Source organism: Flavisolibacter nicotianae (genome assembly GCF_003628535.1).
Taxonomy (GTDB): domain Bacteria; phylum Bacteroidota; class Bacteroidia; order Chitinophagales; family Chitinophagaceae; genus Flavisolibacter; species Flavisolibacter nicotianae.
In genome coordinates, this window is record NZ_RBCI01000019.1 from 39,051 (window position 1) to 56,989 (window position 17,939).

Consider the following 17,939-nt stretch of genomic DNA (forward strand, 5'->3'; position numbering starts at 1 on the left):
ACGAACAGGTATGGTTACAGAAGTTGTTTTCAAGAAAAAGCCTGCGGCAAATGGCAGGCCTCGTAATGATAAAGAAGCGGGATAACACCCACCGACGTTCTAATAACAATCGAAAGATTCTCTCGGGTTGTCATACATAAATCAAATTTCGAAGACTGACGCTGCCGGTCGGGGTTCTTTTTCCTTTTTCGCCTTGCGAATACCTGCAAGTAAAATCTTCTCCACTTTTTGCATTCTGCGCTTGAACTTCTTTTTCCCCAATGTGTGCTCCAAATCTGTCAAGGAGAAAAGTGCCTGGCTTACCTGTAGGCGAGCCTGTTTTCGGGTGAGCTTCTGCGGTGTCCGATTACCCATGTGAATAACAGTTTAGTAACACTAATTTAATACAGGGTGCAGGATTTCAATGTTAAGCTTTGACGCAAGCAAATGCAAATGTGGCTTTATCAATTTTGCTGGCGTGACAAGGAACGAACACTTGCTGTTCACCAATCATCGGGAATGTTCAGACCGAGTCTATTGACGAAAAAATTATGGAGGCAGGGTTGTGAATGGTCGCTTTTACCCCGGCCAATCTCTGACTCAAAAGTTTCAAAATCTTGAAGAGGAGATGCAACTGAAGATTGAAGACCTGCTTGCCGACGTTCAGGCGCAGGTTCGATTTGAATCCTTCCCTTAATTGCGCCTGTCATTTGGAGAAGGTCGCCCACTACTTTTTTCATCCTATAACCTTTTGGATAGCTGAATGGTTATTCGGTTCTCACACGAACCGTTTACATCCTCAATTTGCCGCTATTCATTTTGGCTTTGAACGATAAGGCCCGAATATGTTCTTCACCGCCATATCAGGGGTGCTATCGTCCAGAATGATAATATAGTAATCGTTTCCACCGGGCAATACTCGTACGACAATATGTCCCTGCTGGCTTTTGTAAGCATTGTCAATCAGCGGCCCAATCACCAGTTTGTTTGCTTCCAGCATGTTGGTGGCAAAAAGGTCCCTCTGGGTTTTGTACAAATAAGGTGTTGTTAACCGGATCAACACTTCGTGGCCCGGATGATCAGACGACCAGACTTGTTCGATCCAGGCTTTTGGTTTAAAGGTCTTGATCTGAAATTCGTTCACCGCATCACGGTTGCCATGGTGATCCATGGTGGCGACATCCACCTCGCCAATGGCTTTTGCTACCGGTGTTTCCACATCCCGCCAGGGCGCATCGCCGTAAAAAACATTGCCGGCGCAATCGCCGCCGGTATAGTACCGGAACGGACCATAATTGATGGTGAACACAAGGCTCAAGCTGTTTTCATCGGGCCATGTTTTGGTATTCGCCGAATCAATAGATGGAAAACACTGAAGGGTTGCTGAATCTTTCCCTGTCCAGATATCACCGTTTGACTTTACCTGCTGCACATAAAACTGTGGAAACGATTTTGCGTCGTGCTGCAAAACGATCTGGTTTCTTGTCCCGGCTTTGAACCTTTCTATCACGGTACCCGATTCTGCTGTTGTTTTTACCCATTGCAAATAATTCTGCACCGTTTTATCATATTTGCTGCCCTTTGCATTGGCTCTGTTCATGAGCTTTTCAAACGGAACCGGAAAATCATACCGCGGATAGCCCCGGTCAAGAAAATGATGGATCGGAATCAATTCACTGATACCGGTAATGCCGGAAAGCACATAGTGTCCGTGCTTTGACTGCGGCGCCGTTGCGTACCAGCCGCCGAAATGATCTTCATGAAAGTGAGAAATAGCGGCATAATCCAGATGAAGATCCGCAAATGGTGTCACGTTTTTCATGTAGTGGTAAATCCACTGAAACGGAAGTTTGCTGTCGTTCGGACGAATGGCTGAATTGCGGGCCGACATCGTTCTTAGCTCCGTCGGGTCTTCTTCTCCCGCATCGAAGAGCATGGTGGTACTGTCGGGAAAAATATAGTAGGCTGCATTGCCACGTCCGGTGTTGATGTGGTGCAGATCAAGATACCCCTGCCGCCATGACGGCAGCGGTTTTCCCACCACAGCAATGGTATCACCACGCAGAAATTGCCCTAGTGCATTGACATGATCCGTGTTGATGTAGTCAACCTGCAAAGACATCAGCGTTTGCCATATGTCCATATTGTCCGGTGTGCCCCAGAAACGCACCGTCTTTTTTGCTGCATGCGCCTTTTTAACGACAGCCTGCAGACGCTGCCATTCCTTGTCTGTGATCGTCTTGCCGTGAACATAATCAGCCATGTTATCGCTGAGCATGGCAACTCGATTTAGTTCCGCAGGTGAATATTCCTGCGAAAGCACGCCATCAAAGCGAATGAATGAAGGATAGGCGTTAAAATGCGTGGGCTCCGGACGGTTACCGGAGATCACAACCTCCAAAGATCGGGTGTTGATTAGCGCGGGGAACTTGCGCAGTGTTTGAATCAACTCGTTTAACGTAGCGATTGAATCTGTTTTGATGTCAATCAGCAACTGGAGCTGTTTTTTCTTGTCTGGGAAGACAGAACCATTGTTTCTCTTGATGCAAGCGGCTAATGGTTTCAGATAAGATAGTTCTAAGCTGCGATGCAGTGATAATTCACTCGAATCATGCGCTACCAGCAATGAATCGTGATGCAAAAAGATATCTGCTTCAATAGAACCAAAGCCTTCCTGATAGGCCGTCCAAAATGGCGCTGGCTGCTCATAATCATTGTGCGAGTGGGCATTGGCAACGGTGTAGGACTGCGGTTGTGCACACAGGGTAAATTCCCAAAATACAAATAAAAGAACGATCGCTTTTTTCATTGGTTTAAAGGAAAAATATGTTCAGGTAAAACTGCAACCGGTGCTGAAGTTCTGCTTTTAAAAAACATTTCCCACCGGCCGAAAAAATCGTACGGTGGGAAAATGCCCGAGGGAGTATGCGTGTATGTTTAAAAACTGTATCGAACGCCAAACTGCACCGAATAATAACTGGCTCCTTTTGTTTTAGCGCCGGCATTGGTATTGACCGAATACTTGAACGAGTTGGCTGCTGCATCAAAACCGGTCAGGTTATACAAAGTCGTATTGACAATTTGATTGTAATACCCCCATTTATAATTCAACAGATTCAACAAGTTGAAGATATCGGCACGAAAGGTCACCTTGCTGGTTCCTCTGACTTTCAGGTCATAGGCAGCACTCAGGTTCCATTGCGTCCGCCAGGGCATCAACCCTCCGTTGTACGGTGCAAACTTTCCAAAGTTGGCTTGCAAAAACTTCCGGAACTCAGGACTTGTTTTATCCAATAAGGTTTTCATGCCGGCGGCGATGTCAGCAGGTGTTTTCGGGTCGTTCGGATCGAAGATATAAGCCAGGTCCTGCCCGTCATTTCCTTCACCGATAACATCTTTGTTGACGTTCACAGTGTAGTGTGCATTCTGGTAAGCCTGGAAAGAAGAACTGATGCTAAAGCCGTGGAAGGTTGGGCTAAGAAAGAGTGCCACCAGTTTGTGCCGCTGATCGCCATCGCTCGACCAATTTCTGCCATAGGACGCATAGTCCCAGTAAGACGCACCCACGCTGAAGTTGGCATTGCGCGGGTCACCGCTGTCATAGGGCGGCGTACCGGTGGCCTTGCCGTAAGCGTACGATACGTTCAACGAACCGGCTTTGCCCATTTGTGCGGCTGCTTCTACCACTGCACCCCAGTACCTGGAAGCCCAGTCGGCGTTGGTAAAAAAGCGCACCTGGTTGAAGTTTGAAGAGATCCGTGAATTGGCCAGAATTGGCTGACTGCCGGTGCCCGTTGGGGTCAGTGTACTTGCCGGCACATAAACGTCGCGACCCTCGTTGGTCACAAACTCCGGTCTGCGTTTCAGGTTAACGTCATAGAGGTAGAAATTGTCCCGCGTATTGTTGTAATACAGGTTGGCACCCACACGGAACCAGCTATTGACGTAGTGATAATAACTCAGATTGGTTTTGAAGGTTAAGGGCGTTTTTAGGTTTTTGTCCACAACCAATACCGTGGCAGGTTGGGTGGTGCCAAGCGATTTGTAGTAGTCAACACCAGGCACTTTGTTGAAATCTTTTTGGTAAGCCTGCCAGTCTGGAACGGGCACATTGGTTCGGATATCGACCTGGCGGAAATCAACCCCGTTGTCAATGTGCGAGAAGGTGATGGGCTGTGTGGTCAATTCAGAAGCAAAAAGGCCGGCACCGAATTTGACAATATCGCGGCCGTTGCTGTGCACATCCCAGACCAGGTTGGCACGTGGCTGGATATTTTTTGCATCAAAAGGCACCACATGCGTATTCAGGCCGAGGTCCTTATCCAGTTGCGCATTGTAGGTTGGCGCATTGCCAATAATTTGTCCGTCCCAACGAAGACCAACCGTCAGGTTCAGGTTCGGGCGGAGATTGGTTTCCATTTGTGCAAACGCACCCAATTCAAGCAACGGAATGTTGACCCTTGGGTTATCGCCGTTCAGCGGAATTTTCCGGTTGAACCGGTAAGGGTTGTTGGCCGCCATGTCCGCAATGCTGTTGTAATAAAACTGTCCCTGCTGGTCGTGAGTCAACTGGTCGGAGATAAAGTTGATGTTGTTATCGGTTCCGAAAACAAAGTTCAAATTGCCTGCTTTGTAACGCAGGTAATCCACGAGTTGGATCACGTTGGAGGCGTCCCGCTCCGGCACCCAGTTCTGGTTTCCAAAGGCAACGGTCTTGGTGCCCTTGCTGCTATCGGCAAACGTGGAAGTGACAGTGACAAAACCCTCCGGCACCCTGTTGCCCAAAAAGGTCAAAAACTTGCGGTACGTGCTGAACTGCACTTTGAGTTCATTGGTGGTTCTTGCGCTCAACTCGCTGCGAAGGCTTGCCATGGCCGAATGGTCCACTTCCACACCGGTATACTGCGTGCTGAGAAGTCCACTGCCTTTTAACTTGTTCGGATCAACAAAATGCAGGTAATTGTATTTGAATGTCAGCAGGTTTTTCCGGTTGATATTCCAGTCAATTTTTGCAAAGGCATTCTGCGTTTTCTGCACAATGTCGACGGCACCGTATTGCTGCATGACGGGAAAACCAAACTGCTTTTGCATGATGTCAACAATACGTTGAAGATTGGCTTCGGTAATCCCCAGATTTTTCTCTGCTTGGTCGTGGGTAGCACCCGAAAAAGTAAAATCGTAGGCACGGAACGGAATGGTGTTGGTGTATTGGTCGTACGAAACAAGATAATGCAATTTATCTTTTACGATCGGGCCACCGAACAATGCACCAAACTGGCCGACCTCGTATTTCGTCGTCAGTTTGTTTCCATTGACGTCTTTTTTGGCCGCCAGCGCATTGCCGCCGTAATAGCCCCATGCAGAACCGGAGAATGTATTGGTTCCCGATTTGGTAATGGCTCTTACCAGTCCACCGGAACCACGGCCGGCTGTGACATCGTAGGCATTCGTCGCAATTTCAAATTCGCGAATGATTTCCGACGAAATGGAGAAAGCTGCATCCGTAACACCACCAAAGGTTGCACGCCGGTTACTTACGCCGTCAAGCATATAACCTGTACCGCCGGCTTTGGCACCAGCCAAGGTATTGCCACTTGCCAAGGGAGACAAAAACATCAGGTCCGTATAATTGCGTGTAGCGATTGGGATCTTTTGCAGCGTACGGCTGGTAATAGCTGTTCCCGTTCCAAGACGGTCGACACTGTTGGTAAAGCTGTTTGACTTCACCACCACCTCGGACAGCGTATTATTTTTGTTGCTCAACACAATTTGCTGCAGCACGAGGTGGTCACCGAAGTTCAACGTATTGTCTTTTAAAACCTGCGGCGTAGCATTGACCTCACTTACCTGAATGGTATACACACCCACGGGCAGTTCACGCAAAATAAAATAGCCCTTTTTATCGGCGATGGTGGTTGCCGTAAAGCCGTTGGTGGTATTGGTGGCGTTGATCGTAGCACCGTCGGCAGGCTTTTTATCTTCACTATACACAAAGCCGCTAATGCTGGAACCATTTCCCTGCGCAGACAAATGTCCCGGCAAAAAAAAGGAAGACGTGAAAAAAAATAAAAAGAAAACAAGAGTAGCCTGTACTCTCATAAAGCGTGCTGGTCTCATACAGTTTAATTTATACTTAGCTGTTTGTGCGCAAAAATAAAATCAGCAATTACGGATCTGTTCTGATTCAAAAGTGATAATAAAAAAGTTAAAGAAAGATAACAGTAAAATAAAGTCGTTCGGTACTTCTCTTCGAAAGCCCTTGAGTGTTACAAATGACTTTCCTGGGGCTTAGATTTTGCCCGCACATTCATTGCATCCCCAGGCATGTTGTTTTCACGATTTTCAATCTCCCCTGTTCATTCAAAACGATCCCGCAAACCATCGGCTACATGTGTTTAGCCAGGTCTTTCTTATAGATTGAAGGGAGGACAAAATGAAACGCATAAACGATGATCCATCGTCAATAGACATACAACATTCTGCCTCATAAATTTGGAAACAAGAGGCCTACGTACCGCCTGGTCACTTTGCTGAAGGCAACGATTCACGGTTTAAGATCTTCGGATGAAGTCCGGGCTGCTTGGCAGTATTGCTAATCTGCATGCAAACTATCCTTTCGAAAGCACAGCCATACAAGAAAGAAAAAAACAAATAACGAGAATTTCAAAATTGAAAACAGCAATTCCATGTGTGTCTTTTTTGCAGACAGTAAAACTTGAGATGAGCTGGCGGCAGTCTCATTGCGCTGTTTGATGTTTTCTGTCCAACAACATAACCAATTCATGCACCGCCGCGACTCCGTTTATTGTTGTCAGAAGACCTCCCAACCCACGCCTACATAAACACTTCTTCCAATAGACGGAATGAGTCCTGGCCCCGGGTATTCGTCCGTCCTTTGGGTGAAATACCGTTGATCGGTCAAATTGTTGATACCCGTTTTGAGTTTAAACTTCTTCCAATTTCCTGTCATCGACCAATCCATCACCGAATAGGCAGGAATGACACCAAACACGGGGTTGCTACTGTGTTCCTTATTGGCCGCATCGCCATAGGCTTTGGACTGATGCGAAAATTGAAGGGAAATGGAAAACCATTTTTTGGCGTAGCTCAGACCAATGCGACTGATCCATTGGGGTGCAAATTCCACCCGGTTGCCCTTGAATTCACCGTTGGTGTAGCGGGCATCGGTATAAGCAAAGGAATGATACAGGCTCAGATTTCCAAGCCGGGTGCTAACCTTTAGCCCCCGCGTAATATTCAGTTCAAGGTAACTCTCCACGCCTTTGTGAACGCTTTGCGCAAGATTGGTGCGATAGCTATACGCATTACCGGCATCGTCCTGCCTCAACACCGTTCCGATCCGGTCATTGTAGCGTAAATAAAAAAGGCTAATGTCATAGTTGAAAAACTGCCTGACTGTTCCCCGGATGCCCAGGTCAGCATTCCAGCCCTTTGGATCTTTGAGGTCCGGGTCAACCTTTGAAACAGAACCCAGGGGCAGCAACTGCGCATAATCCACCGGACGATAAGACTGGGTAATGTTCCCATACGCCGTAGCCTGTTTTGCCACCTCATGTTGCAGGCCAATACCCAGCAAAACAAACTGTCGTTCTTTTTCCTCTTCGACTTCCTTTTCCACACCGCTGATTTCAACCTCTCCTTCCGCTTCCGTTTCCAGTGTTTCCAGACGAATGCCGGGGCTGATGGAGAACCGGTCACTTAGTTGAATCCTGTTTTCCAGAAAGGCTGCGAGATTTATGGTTTGAAAATTATATTGCTCCTCGTACTCACCAGTGGTTGTCAGGTCAAAATCACTTCCGTTCGTGCCCGGCGCTTCTTCTTTGCGTTTGAAGCTTGCGTAGCTAAAACGTGCCCCTGCCGCCAACGTATTCTTTACTTTGCCAAATTGATAATTGTGGGAAAGCCTGAGCTCTGTGGCTGTACTTTTCATTATCTCTTTGTCCACTTCACGGTTTGCATACGCTCCGGACACAGGGTTATTTTTGTCTGCCACATCCGGCAGTGCATTAAACCAAACGAGGCTTCGCTCGCCAGATAAAAAAGTCGTACCCAAATAAAGAGAGGTGTTCTGGCTGAGCTTTTTCTCCATGTTGGCCGAAAGAATATTCCAAGGGCTTTTCACCCAGTTGCGGGAACGAACGGAAGCCCGGCTGTCTGCTGCAAATTGCGCATCGGTCAAGCCGCCGGGCATTTTAATTTGGTTGCGTAAAAGGGAATATTCCAGCCCCATCGAGAGATTGTTGGAAGCCTGGTATTTTATGTTTCCATAGCCGGTCAGTTGCTGCTGGTGGGAATTGGCTCTCCAGCCCTGCATCACCCGGTAATTGAGAAAAGAAATATAACGGAGTTTTCCTGACGCTCCGCTGATCGCATGATTGCTGTTAAACAATCCGCCACTGCCGGCGGTGTTCATGGAGGAATAGGAAGGCTTTTTTGACGAACCTTCCTTGAGAACATAATTTACCATTCCCCCAAGCTGTGAACCAAACTGCAAAGAAGAAGCGCCTTTGATTATTTCCACCCTTTCCACAGCTTCCATTGGCGGCAGATAATAGGTTTCGTTGTACCCGAAAACATCAGCCACAATGTTGTAGCCATTCTGACGCACGTTCAGCTCCAGCGACTGTACCGGGTTGAGGCCCCTGATGCCAATGCCATTGGCCACAAAGCCCCCTGTTTCACTCTCGACGATGTTCAAACCCGGGATACGTCCCAGTATCTGCCTGGTATTGTTGATCGCTTTGTTGGCATCAATACTGTCCACCACAATCACTTCGGTCTTTTTGCCGGTAAAGATGAAAGGTGGCTTGATTTCATTCAAGTGGCCAATGCCGTTCATGGCCTTATAGCCAATGATCACCACCTTTTCCAACGCCTGCACACGAGCGGAATCATCTTGTGCAACCGCCACCATGCAACCTTCCAACCCTGCCGCAAGCAGGAATAGTTTCATTCCCTGTCGGTGAAACAGCCAACGTTTTTTTATCATCGTCTTCTTCTTTTTGATCCTTCCCTTTGAAGAAAGCGGCTCTAACGGGTACCGGCATCGTTGAATTCTCACCATGCACATACTTCCAGAGAATTTCATTCAGGACCGGGTCGGGCACACGATCTTCGTTGGAGAAATCCAGCTTGTTGGACAGCCGGGTAAGCTTGTTGTCACCTCCATTTTTTTCGTTCAAATCTACCTCCGCAGGCAACGACATAAATCCGCTACGGTCCGGCTCTTTGGCAAAGCAGCGCCACATCGGTGTAGCGGCCGCATCGTATTGTGTCATGGGCGGCATACCCAGGATGAATTCGATGGTACGCAATACGGAGCTGGTCGAATACATCGTGTGATCAACAAACCCTCGCTTGACAAAGCCACCTGCCACGTAAGCTGTGGACCGGTGAGCATCCACATGATCCGGCCCGTTTTGCGCATCGTCTTCAAGGATGAAGATCACGCTCTCCTTCCAGATAGGACTCTTGCTCAGGTATTCCACCAGCATGCCCACGGCAAGATCATTGTCGGCCACGTGCGCAAACGGTGTTGGTCTTCCGACGGCCGTACCTTCTGTATGATCATTGGGAAACTTGATGGTGACCAGTTGCGGTACTGCGTTCACGGCCAGCAAAGAATCAAACTCCCGTTTAAACAAACCAAAGCGGGCGGTATCCCGGATGCTTCCGTTGAAGCTGGGAAAGTAAGGACACAGGTGATTTTTCAACACCGGTATCTGCGGTAGAAATTGATTGTTGGAAAACTCGCCATACGTCCGGAAACTGACTTCCGACCGATTGGCATTATCCCAGATGAATCCGTCCTTATTATTTGCCACGGCCCGTAAACCGGACGAGGCTTCCGAACTGCCTCTACGGCCATAGTGCGAAGGCCAGTTCTTCTCCAGAAAGTCGGTGGCATACGCCCCCATGCTCCAGTTGTGGCCGTCCGAACTCACTTCGCCGTCCACGTAAAAATTATCGAGAAGCACAAACTGTTTGGCCAGCGCATGCTGGTTCGGTGTGATCTTTTCACCAAACAACACCAGGCTTTTGTCACCGTTGCCTTGGGGCAAATCACCCAATACCTGGTCGTAAGTCCGGTTTTCTTTGATCAGGTAGAACACATGTTTGATGGGTGATTTTTCACCCACCTTTCTAGGAACGGGATTGTCCTCTTCTCCTTCGGTGATCCGTTCGTCTTCCAGGTGATATGGGATGTTGCGATACACGGCCTGCGAATAAGCTGCCAGCGCTTTTTCCGAAGGCAGATCAATGATGCTCAACGCCCCCTTGAACATGCCGGCGATGTACTGAACTTCATCAGGCTTGTTGGCGATACCTTCGTGTAAGACGACAGGCTCTTTTTTCACGCTTGGGTTCGGGCCTTTGGGATTCGCAAACGGTGCCAGTCCTTTTCCGTTGGTGACGAAAATTTTGTTTCCGGCAATCCGCACACAAGTCGGATACCAGCCGGTCGGGATAAAGCCTTTGGAGGTGCTTTTCCCGGGACGGCTCACATCAAAAACAGCCAGGCAATTGTTATCCGCGTTTGCAATGTAGAGGGTCTTTTCGTTACTGCTAAGCGCCACACTGTTCGTGGTGGAACCGCTCAGTCTTGTGGCATACAACGCTGCATTTAGCGTTTCCAGCAATTTGCGCTTTTTAATATCAATTACCGATACACTGTTGTCGTTGGCATTGGAAACATAGAGGTAGGTTCCCGTGGACGAAAGAAAAAGATCGTTGGGGTTGTCGCTGACGGCTACGCTGTCGATCAGCTTTTGTCTCCAGGTATCATAAACCAGAATCTTATCCATGGCCCATCCGCTGATGTACAACTCCCTTTTATCGGGCGATAAAAGACAGGTATAGGCCTCACCGCCCAAGGGGAGTTTTTGTTTGATCGATTTTGTTTTCAGGTCAAACACATACAGGCTGTTGTCTTCTTTGGTCACCACGTACAGCACCTGCCGCTGGTCATCGAGGGTGATCCCTGCGGGAGAGATTTTATTGGGCCATGGCGCTCCCAGTGTGATTGTATCAACGGTGGTTAGCTTTCCATGGTTGATGGCATATTTCAAAATCCAGTTGTCATTCCCACCGGAAGCATACAGAAATTTTTCATCGCTGCTAAAAACAAGCCCCCCCCAGCTTTTTCCAATGATCTTGTTATCCAAAACCATTTCTGTTTTCACATCCACCAACTGAATGGATTGAGTGCTTTGCCCGTTGTTGGTAACAGCCAGGTAACGTTGCGAACGGCTGACGGCGATATTCAGCGGCAGATCACCTAAAGGCAATTGTCGCCCTACCGGCGTAAGGCTCCAGCCGTTGGGGAGTTTCACCCGCTTTTTTTCAATTTCATTCAATTGCTGGGCAAACGTCATCTGTCCAATTGTTTGCAGAAATACAAGGAGGATAGTAATTCTTTTCATACGGTTTGTTTCAACATTGTTTAATGAAACCGGAGTGTTGCGGTAACGGGTAAATGATCCGAGGCGTAAGGCTCATTGATCACTTTCTGTTCCTTGACGTCAAATGCTCCCGGTGTGAATGCGATAAAGTCAATGGTTTTCCCTGGCTGATCCGAAGGAATGGTAAAACCGCAGTTTGTCGTGCAGGTGCGGGTGAGATGCTGATCAAGCACATCGATCACGCTTCCTCCCGCTTCTGCATTGAAATCACCACCCATCACTACCGGCAGCTTTTCTTTTTGCAGGATCTCCGCAATGGTGTTGATCTGCAAAAAGCGGTTGGTGTCTGCCCGTTGCGCATCCAGGTGCGTGCAGGCAAAAAGCAGTTTTCGGCCCATCACCTCCACTTCAGCCGTTGCCAGCACGCGGGGTTCTCCGTCTGTGCCACTGGCCGTTGGCAACCGGTGCGTCTCTGCATTGCTGATGGGCAAACGGGACAAAATTAAAACACCGTAATCACCACCATCGTAATGGATCGATTTGGCAAAATAGGCCTTCATGCCGGTTTTGTTCGCGAGGACTGCGGCTTCGCTGACTTCTTTTCCGGAACGGCTGGTATGCACGTCCACTTCCTGCACGGCCACCAGATCCGGCTTTTCCCTGTTGATCACGTTGGCAATCGCGTCCAGATCAATCAGGCCAACCCTCGAAGGAGGGTTGGCGTGGTGAATGTTGTAGGACATGATCCTGATTAAGGTAGCCTTGTTGCTTGTCTTCTCTGCTGTTAATTGCTGGTTGCAGGACAGCACCAATAGCCAGCAAACAAAGAGAAGCCATCCGTTTCTGGTTTGTCTCATCATTTTTAATCATTCTTCGTTACCAACCTGTGTTCTGTTGCAGCTTCGGATTGAGGATGGTTTCGTTGTAAGGAATGGGATAAAAGTATTTTTTGTCTTCATAGGTCTTTGGTGTATTACTTAACCAAAGCAGGTTTCCCTTATCACCCTGCGAGAGCTTTTTGGTATTGTTATCGAGCAGGAAATACACCACTCCACTGACCCTGTTGGCCGGCAGTTGATCCACAAAGCTCACATCCGGCTTACCGTCTTCATTCAGGTCCAGCAATTGATTTTTGGCGGGCACATAGAGACCGTCATACACCCGTTCGAGTAATTTACCCGCCTTCCACCGTTTCAGGTCATCGTAACGGTAGCCTTCCGCGGCCAGTTCAATGCCTCTTTCCCTGCGGATCTCCATGAGCACCGCGTTGGTAATATCGGGAAAGAATTTTGTTTGCATGTACGAATCAACAGCCGCTGGCATGACTGGATTGGCGATGCCTGCACGCTTTCTGAGTGCGCCGACAGTCAGGTCCCAATCAGCCTGCGAGAAACTGCCCAGTTCCGCTTTGGCTTCTGCATCATTCAGCAACACTTCTGCATAACGGATAACGGGAATAGAATTATAGCTTTCGGTGCGGGTGTCGAAGTATTTGTCGTCCAGTGAAAATTTGACGATCTGGTAACCGGAATACGTTACATTAAAGTCGGGCAGTGCGGTAGTGCCATCGCTGCGTTTGTAAAAACCCGTGCGGATGGTTTGGATCAAACGTCTGTCCCTGTTTTTGACTTCTGTTTGGAATTGAAGCGTGTCGTATCCAGGCATAGCCGTAAACGGCGTACCATCGATGTTCAAATAGGTATTCACGAAGGTTTTTGACAGGCCAAGCCGTGCACCCAAAGTAGCACTGTTGTACCACCAGGCGGCGTCGTGCCATTTGCGCAAGGTGTTGTTGTAAACGGCAGCCAGCAGCACTTCGGTGGAAACCGGGCTTTCACTGATGAAAAGTGAACGGTAATCTTTATCGGGGTTGCCGGTGTTTTGCAGGCGATACTGTCCGCTACTGATCAGAAGGTCAGCTGCATTCACCGCTTCCTGCAACCATTGATTGGCTGATGTGCCCAGTGAAAGTTCGGTGTGGTATTTCCGGAACGTGCCTTCAAACAAACAGATTCTGGACTTTAGTGCCAGTGCCACCCATTTGGTGATTTGTGTAGCAGAATTGTCCTTTGGGCTGTAAATGTTCTCACAGGCAAAATTGATGTCGGCCAGCACCGAGTCCATCACCAGCGTACGTGCGTCACGGGGTTTGTACAAAGCCGAATCAGTTGGGTCCATGGCGTGATTGTACCAGGGCACATCGCCAAACTGCTTCACCATGTTGTAATAGAAATAGGCCCGAAAAAATTTGGCGATTCCGGCATAATGGTTCCTTGCCTTTTGCGGAATGGAAGGATTGTCGTAATGCTCCAGGAAATAATTGATGTTGCGCAGGCTTCCCCAGTTCCAGCCACCGGCATCGGAGGCGGAGAATTTGCCCGAGATATAGCTGGGTACCGCATTGGGCACGGTAATGTCGGCCATCACGTCACCTTTGTAGATGGCCGGCCCGTCGGGAAGCAGGGAATAAAAAGAATTCACGTATAACTGAAGGTTGTTCTCATTAGCAAACGCCTGTTCCGGCGTTAATTTATCCAGTGGTCCAAGATCCAGGTATTTTTTACAGGAGGTCAGGCCTGCCAGGGCCATCACCACGAAAAATATTTTTTTCATACTTGTTTAGGATTGATGAATGTGTTTTCTTGTTCGTTTTCTCTTTTAGAAATTGATGCTTGCCCCAAGCGTATAGGTTTTTTGCATGGGGTAAGAGAAGCCATCGCCACCACCGCCGTTGATTTCCGGATCGGAACCTTCGATCACTTCCGGATCGAAGTTCTTTGTGATCTTGAACATGCGTGAGTAGGTCCAGAGGTTTTGCCCTGTGAGATAAACACGCACCGACGAAAGCTTCAGTTTTTGCATCATGCTTCGCGGAAGTGTATAACCAATGGTGAGGTTTTTGAGCCGCACATAGCTGGCATTTTGCAAATAGCGGGTTTGCGCCACAGCCAGTTCTCTGCTACCGGAAAGGGCCACATACCCGCGATAGCGTGGGAAGTAGGCGTCCTGGCTTGGGTTGTCTTCCGTCCAGCGATTTAAATTAAATGCCGGCAGGAAGCTATAGGGACGGTTGTATTGCCCCCAGAAATACGCCGCTTCCGTGGAAGGGAACCAATCCCGTTTGCCCACGCCCTGGAAGAAGAAAGAAAGCGAAAGATTGTTCCAGTCCATGTTACCGGTGACACCATACGGAAAACGGATCGAGGAATTACCAATGATCTTCTGGTCACCGGGATCATCCAGTGTATTCTTCCCTCTGTTTACTTTTCCATCGCCGTTCAGGTCGGCAAACTTGATGTCGCCGGGCAGCAGTTTGTTGGCGTTACTCACCACAAAATAGCTTTGATCGGCATGCTTAGCGATTTCATCCTGGGAAGTAAAAAACCCTTCTGTCTGGAAGCCCCAGATATCGCCCAGCTGTTGGCCGACATAATAGGTTGACAAAAGCTTATTGGGGTTGTAAAACCTGGTAATGTGAGAAATGTTATCGGCAAGCGTCACACGCAGGTTATAGGAGAAGGGCTTGCGGCGGCCGATGTGATCGGACCAGTCGAGGGAAAGCTCCCATCCTTTTGTGACCAGGTCTGCATTGTTGCCTTTGGGTACGGAAGCACCAAAGGTGGCGGGCAGCGGCTGGCCGGCGGTGATCATTCCGGTGGTGTTTCGCTGATACCAATCGTAAGTCAGTTTTAGTTTTCTTTTCAACAATTCCACATCACCACCCAGGTCAAAGGTGGTGGCCTTTTCCCAGGTGAGGCCTGTTGGCACAACAGCCGGCTGTTGAAAATAGCTGGGAAACACACCGCCCATGATCACCGAAGATGTGGCCGATGAAATGGTCTGCATGAAGGTATAGGGTGAAATGTTTCCGTTACCGAGCGAACCATAAGAAGCCCGCAGTTTCAGGTTATCCAGCCAGTTGCGGGTTGGTTCCATAAAATGTTCTTCCGATATTTTCCATCCGGCAGAAGCGGAAGGAAAGAAGCCAAAGGCCTGGCTGGCCGGAAACTTGGACGATCCATCATAACGGCCGTTCAGCTCGAGCAGATATTTGCTTTTGAAATTATAATTGGCACGGTAGAAAAGGCCGGATGTGGCCCACTCGGAACCGCCGCCTCTCAAGGTATAATTCTGGCCGGTAGCAAGGTTGAAATCCGTGAGATTATCCACCAACAAACCATCTCTTTGTGCAAACAGGTTTTTTACCTGATCCTTCTCGAGGTTCAATCCACCCAACAGTTTCACGTTGTGCGGACCAAAGCTCTGGTTGTATTCGCCGTAAATGTTGCCAACGAGATAGTTCTCGGTGGTGCCGTTGTTGGACAAATAATTTAAACCCGAGGTAATGTCTTTATCCGGGCCTATGCTGTACGGAACGGTAAAGAAACGGCGCTGCTCGCTGGAATTGGTGTAGAGAAAAGAAAAATCGCCTTTTAGATTCAGCCTGTTTTTGATTACGGCTGCGTTGAATCCGACCGTGTTGCGAAGAAAGTTTTGCCTTGTGGTGGAATAGCTCTTTCCATAATAAAAATCACCGATGGAATAAGCACCGACAATGCTCATGGAGCCATCCGGGTTGAGCATCGGCGATACCGGAAAAGCTGTCACCGCCATCAGCCGCCACACGGCGTTGACACCACCAACAGAGGTCAACGGATATTTGTAATTGTAACTGGAAAAATCGGAATTGCTGTTCAGCGTCAGCCAGTCGGTTACCTTCACACTTCCTTTCACCCGCAGGTTGTAGCGGTTAAAATTATCCGTGTTGTACCGGAAAATTCCATCCTGGTGGTAATACCTCCCGGAGATGAGGTAATTTATTTTATCCGAACCCCCGGAGACACTCAGCGAGTGTTCCATCGACGTGTTGTTGTCTTTATAGAGTTCCCTGAACCAGTCTGTGTTTGCGTAGTACTGGTATTTGCCGGTAGCAGGATTGACGGTCACCTGCGGGAGCCCCGGATGTTCATCATGGTACTTCAGTGAGTCCAGGTAAGCCATGGAAAACTCCAACTGTGAGTTGATGGATTGCGGATGCGAGAGGTAATCGTTCCATGAATAAAAGGCCTCGTCGAAGTTTTTGGCCCAGAGGTAACCGTTGTTCACCAAGTCCGGTGTAAACGTTCGTTGATTAATGGAATAATTCGTGTTGTAGCTAATCTGCACCTTGTCCTTTTTTGCTGACTTGGTGGTGATCAGTACCACGCCGAATGAACCACGGGCCCCGTAGATGGCAGCAGAAGAGGCATCTTTCAACACCGATACGCTTTCAATGTCGTTTGGATTGACCGTACCGGGATCACCGGGCACACCGTCGATCAGCACCAGCGCACTGCCGCCGGAACCAATAGAGGTAACACCCCGGATGTTGAAAGACGGACTGCGTGTTGGCTTGCCATCCGTGATTTTGATATTCAGGTTCGGGATCACCCCCTGCAAGCCACGGGCAACATTGGGCAGGGGCCGGTCTTCAAAATATTCGCTGCCAACCTGGTCCACCGCACCGGTTAAGTTGACCTTGCGCTGGGTACCGTATCCAACGACCACCACCTGACTTAAGGCGTTTTCGCCGGTGGTGAGCTGTACAGGCAAATTGATGGTTTCGCCTTGTTGGCTGGCCGTAGCGGTAACGACCTTTTTATCATAACCTACGTACGTAAACGTAAACGTGTAGGTTTCGCCGGGTTTTACATTATTGATGATGAAATCACCCGCTGCGTTGGTTTGACTTGTTGCTGAAAAGTCGCCCGTTTTGTTTTGCACCGTAACCGTTACATTGGGTAACGCGTCTCCGGTTTCCGTTTTCACCCTGCCCTTTATTGCCGGCGGGTGTTGTTGTGCGAAGGTTTTGCTCCCTGGTCCCAACAGGACAAAAAAGCAAAGAAGAAATGAATAAAATTGTTTCATTTTATTTTGATTTAGACAATACAATTCCTCTCCCCAAACGGGGCTGTTTTTTCAATAGCAAGCGTGATGTTTTTGGATTACGCTAAAGTGTTTACCACTTCTTTTGAAAGAAGCTCATTGCGAAACGAAATGGTTGCTATGGCTTCATACTTTGATCTGTTGGTTAAGGAGCCGCAAATTAGGAATGCCGTAGAAGTTGTGGAATTAACTCTTTGTTACCAAATAAAGAAGGTTGCTTCAACGGCTTCTGACGGGGCATCATCTCTTTCATCCGGCAAATCGAACCAAGAACGGCGAAGGAGCTCACCAGAAGACCAAGATCGAATGATTTTAAGTAGCGCACACTTGGCCAATCAATTCACGTTGACGTGATGGTTTGATAACGTTCTGTTTAAACTGTTCTCACAGTTTTGCAGCATAAAGCAGTCAAGCATTTGCACCGTCAGGTGGAGCTGACCGAACAGTTATCGAACACCTTATTACAAGAATTGATCATGTTTTGTCAGCTAAAATATTGATTTTGCGATATTTATACTAAGGACCATTTTGAGTGATGGTGTTCGACAATCGTCCGGTCAGCTATCCTACTGCTCCCTTCATCTACGATGTATCGAAGGTCGAAGCGCTCGA

General features: G+C 48.4%; 8 protein-coding genes. All 8 read right to left on the bottom strand.

The annotated features are described in order from the left end of the window. Positions 1-482: 482 nt before the first annotated feature. Entirely contained in the window at positions 483-719 is a 237-nt protein-coding gene (locus D6024_RS25325) for a hypothetical protein (protein WP_121357624.1), read from the bottom strand. 74 nt (positions 720-793) lie between these two features. After that, positions 794-2,788: a phosphatidylinositol-specific phospholipase C/glycerophosphodiester phosphodiesterase family protein gene (locus D6024_RS25330; protein WP_121357625.1), complete on the bottom strand. Its 1,995-nt coding sequence runs from the start codon at positions 2,786-2,788 to the stop codon at positions 794-796. A gap of 128 nt (positions 2,789-2,916) precedes the next feature. Next, positions 2,917-6,096 carry a TonB-dependent receptor gene (locus D6024_RS25335; protein WP_121357626.1) on the bottom strand — a complete coding sequence of 1,060 codons (3,180 nt, stop codon included), beginning with the start codon at positions 6,094-6,096 and terminating at the stop codon, positions 2,917-2,919. 694 nt (positions 6,097-6,790) lie between these two features. Next, positions 6,791-8,953: a TonB-dependent receptor family protein gene (locus tag D6024_RS25340; RefSeq protein WP_162945025.1), complete on the bottom strand. Its 2,163-nt coding sequence runs from the start codon at positions 8,951-8,953 to the stop codon at positions 6,791-6,793. Next, positions 8,892-11,423: a bifunctional YncE family protein/alkaline phosphatase family protein gene (locus tag D6024_RS25345; RefSeq protein ID WP_121357628.1), complete on the bottom strand. Its 2,532-nt coding sequence runs from the start codon at positions 11,421-11,423 to the stop codon at positions 8,892-8,894. Before D6024_RS25345 ends, D6024_RS25340 begins: the two co-directional genes overlap by 62 nt. 20 nt (positions 11,424-11,443) lie before the next feature. Then, entirely contained in the window at positions 11,444-12,145 is a 702-nt protein-coding gene (locus D6024_RS25350) for an endonuclease/exonuclease/phosphatase family protein (RefSeq protein ID WP_121357632.1), read from the bottom strand. A 133-nt stretch (positions 12,146-12,278) separates the two neighbouring features. After that, entirely contained in the window at positions 12,279-14,015 is a 1,737-nt protein-coding gene (locus tag D6024_RS25355; RefSeq protein ID WP_121357629.1) for a RagB/SusD family nutrient uptake outer membrane protein, read from the bottom strand. A gap of 45 nt (positions 14,016-14,060) precedes the next feature. Beyond that, complete coding sequence (locus D6024_RS25360) at positions 14,061-17,309, bottom strand: SusC/RagA family TonB-linked outer membrane protein (protein ID WP_121357630.1); 3,249 nt, start codon at positions 17,307-17,309, stop codon at positions 14,061-14,063. Positions 17,310-17,939 lie beyond the last annotated feature (630 nt).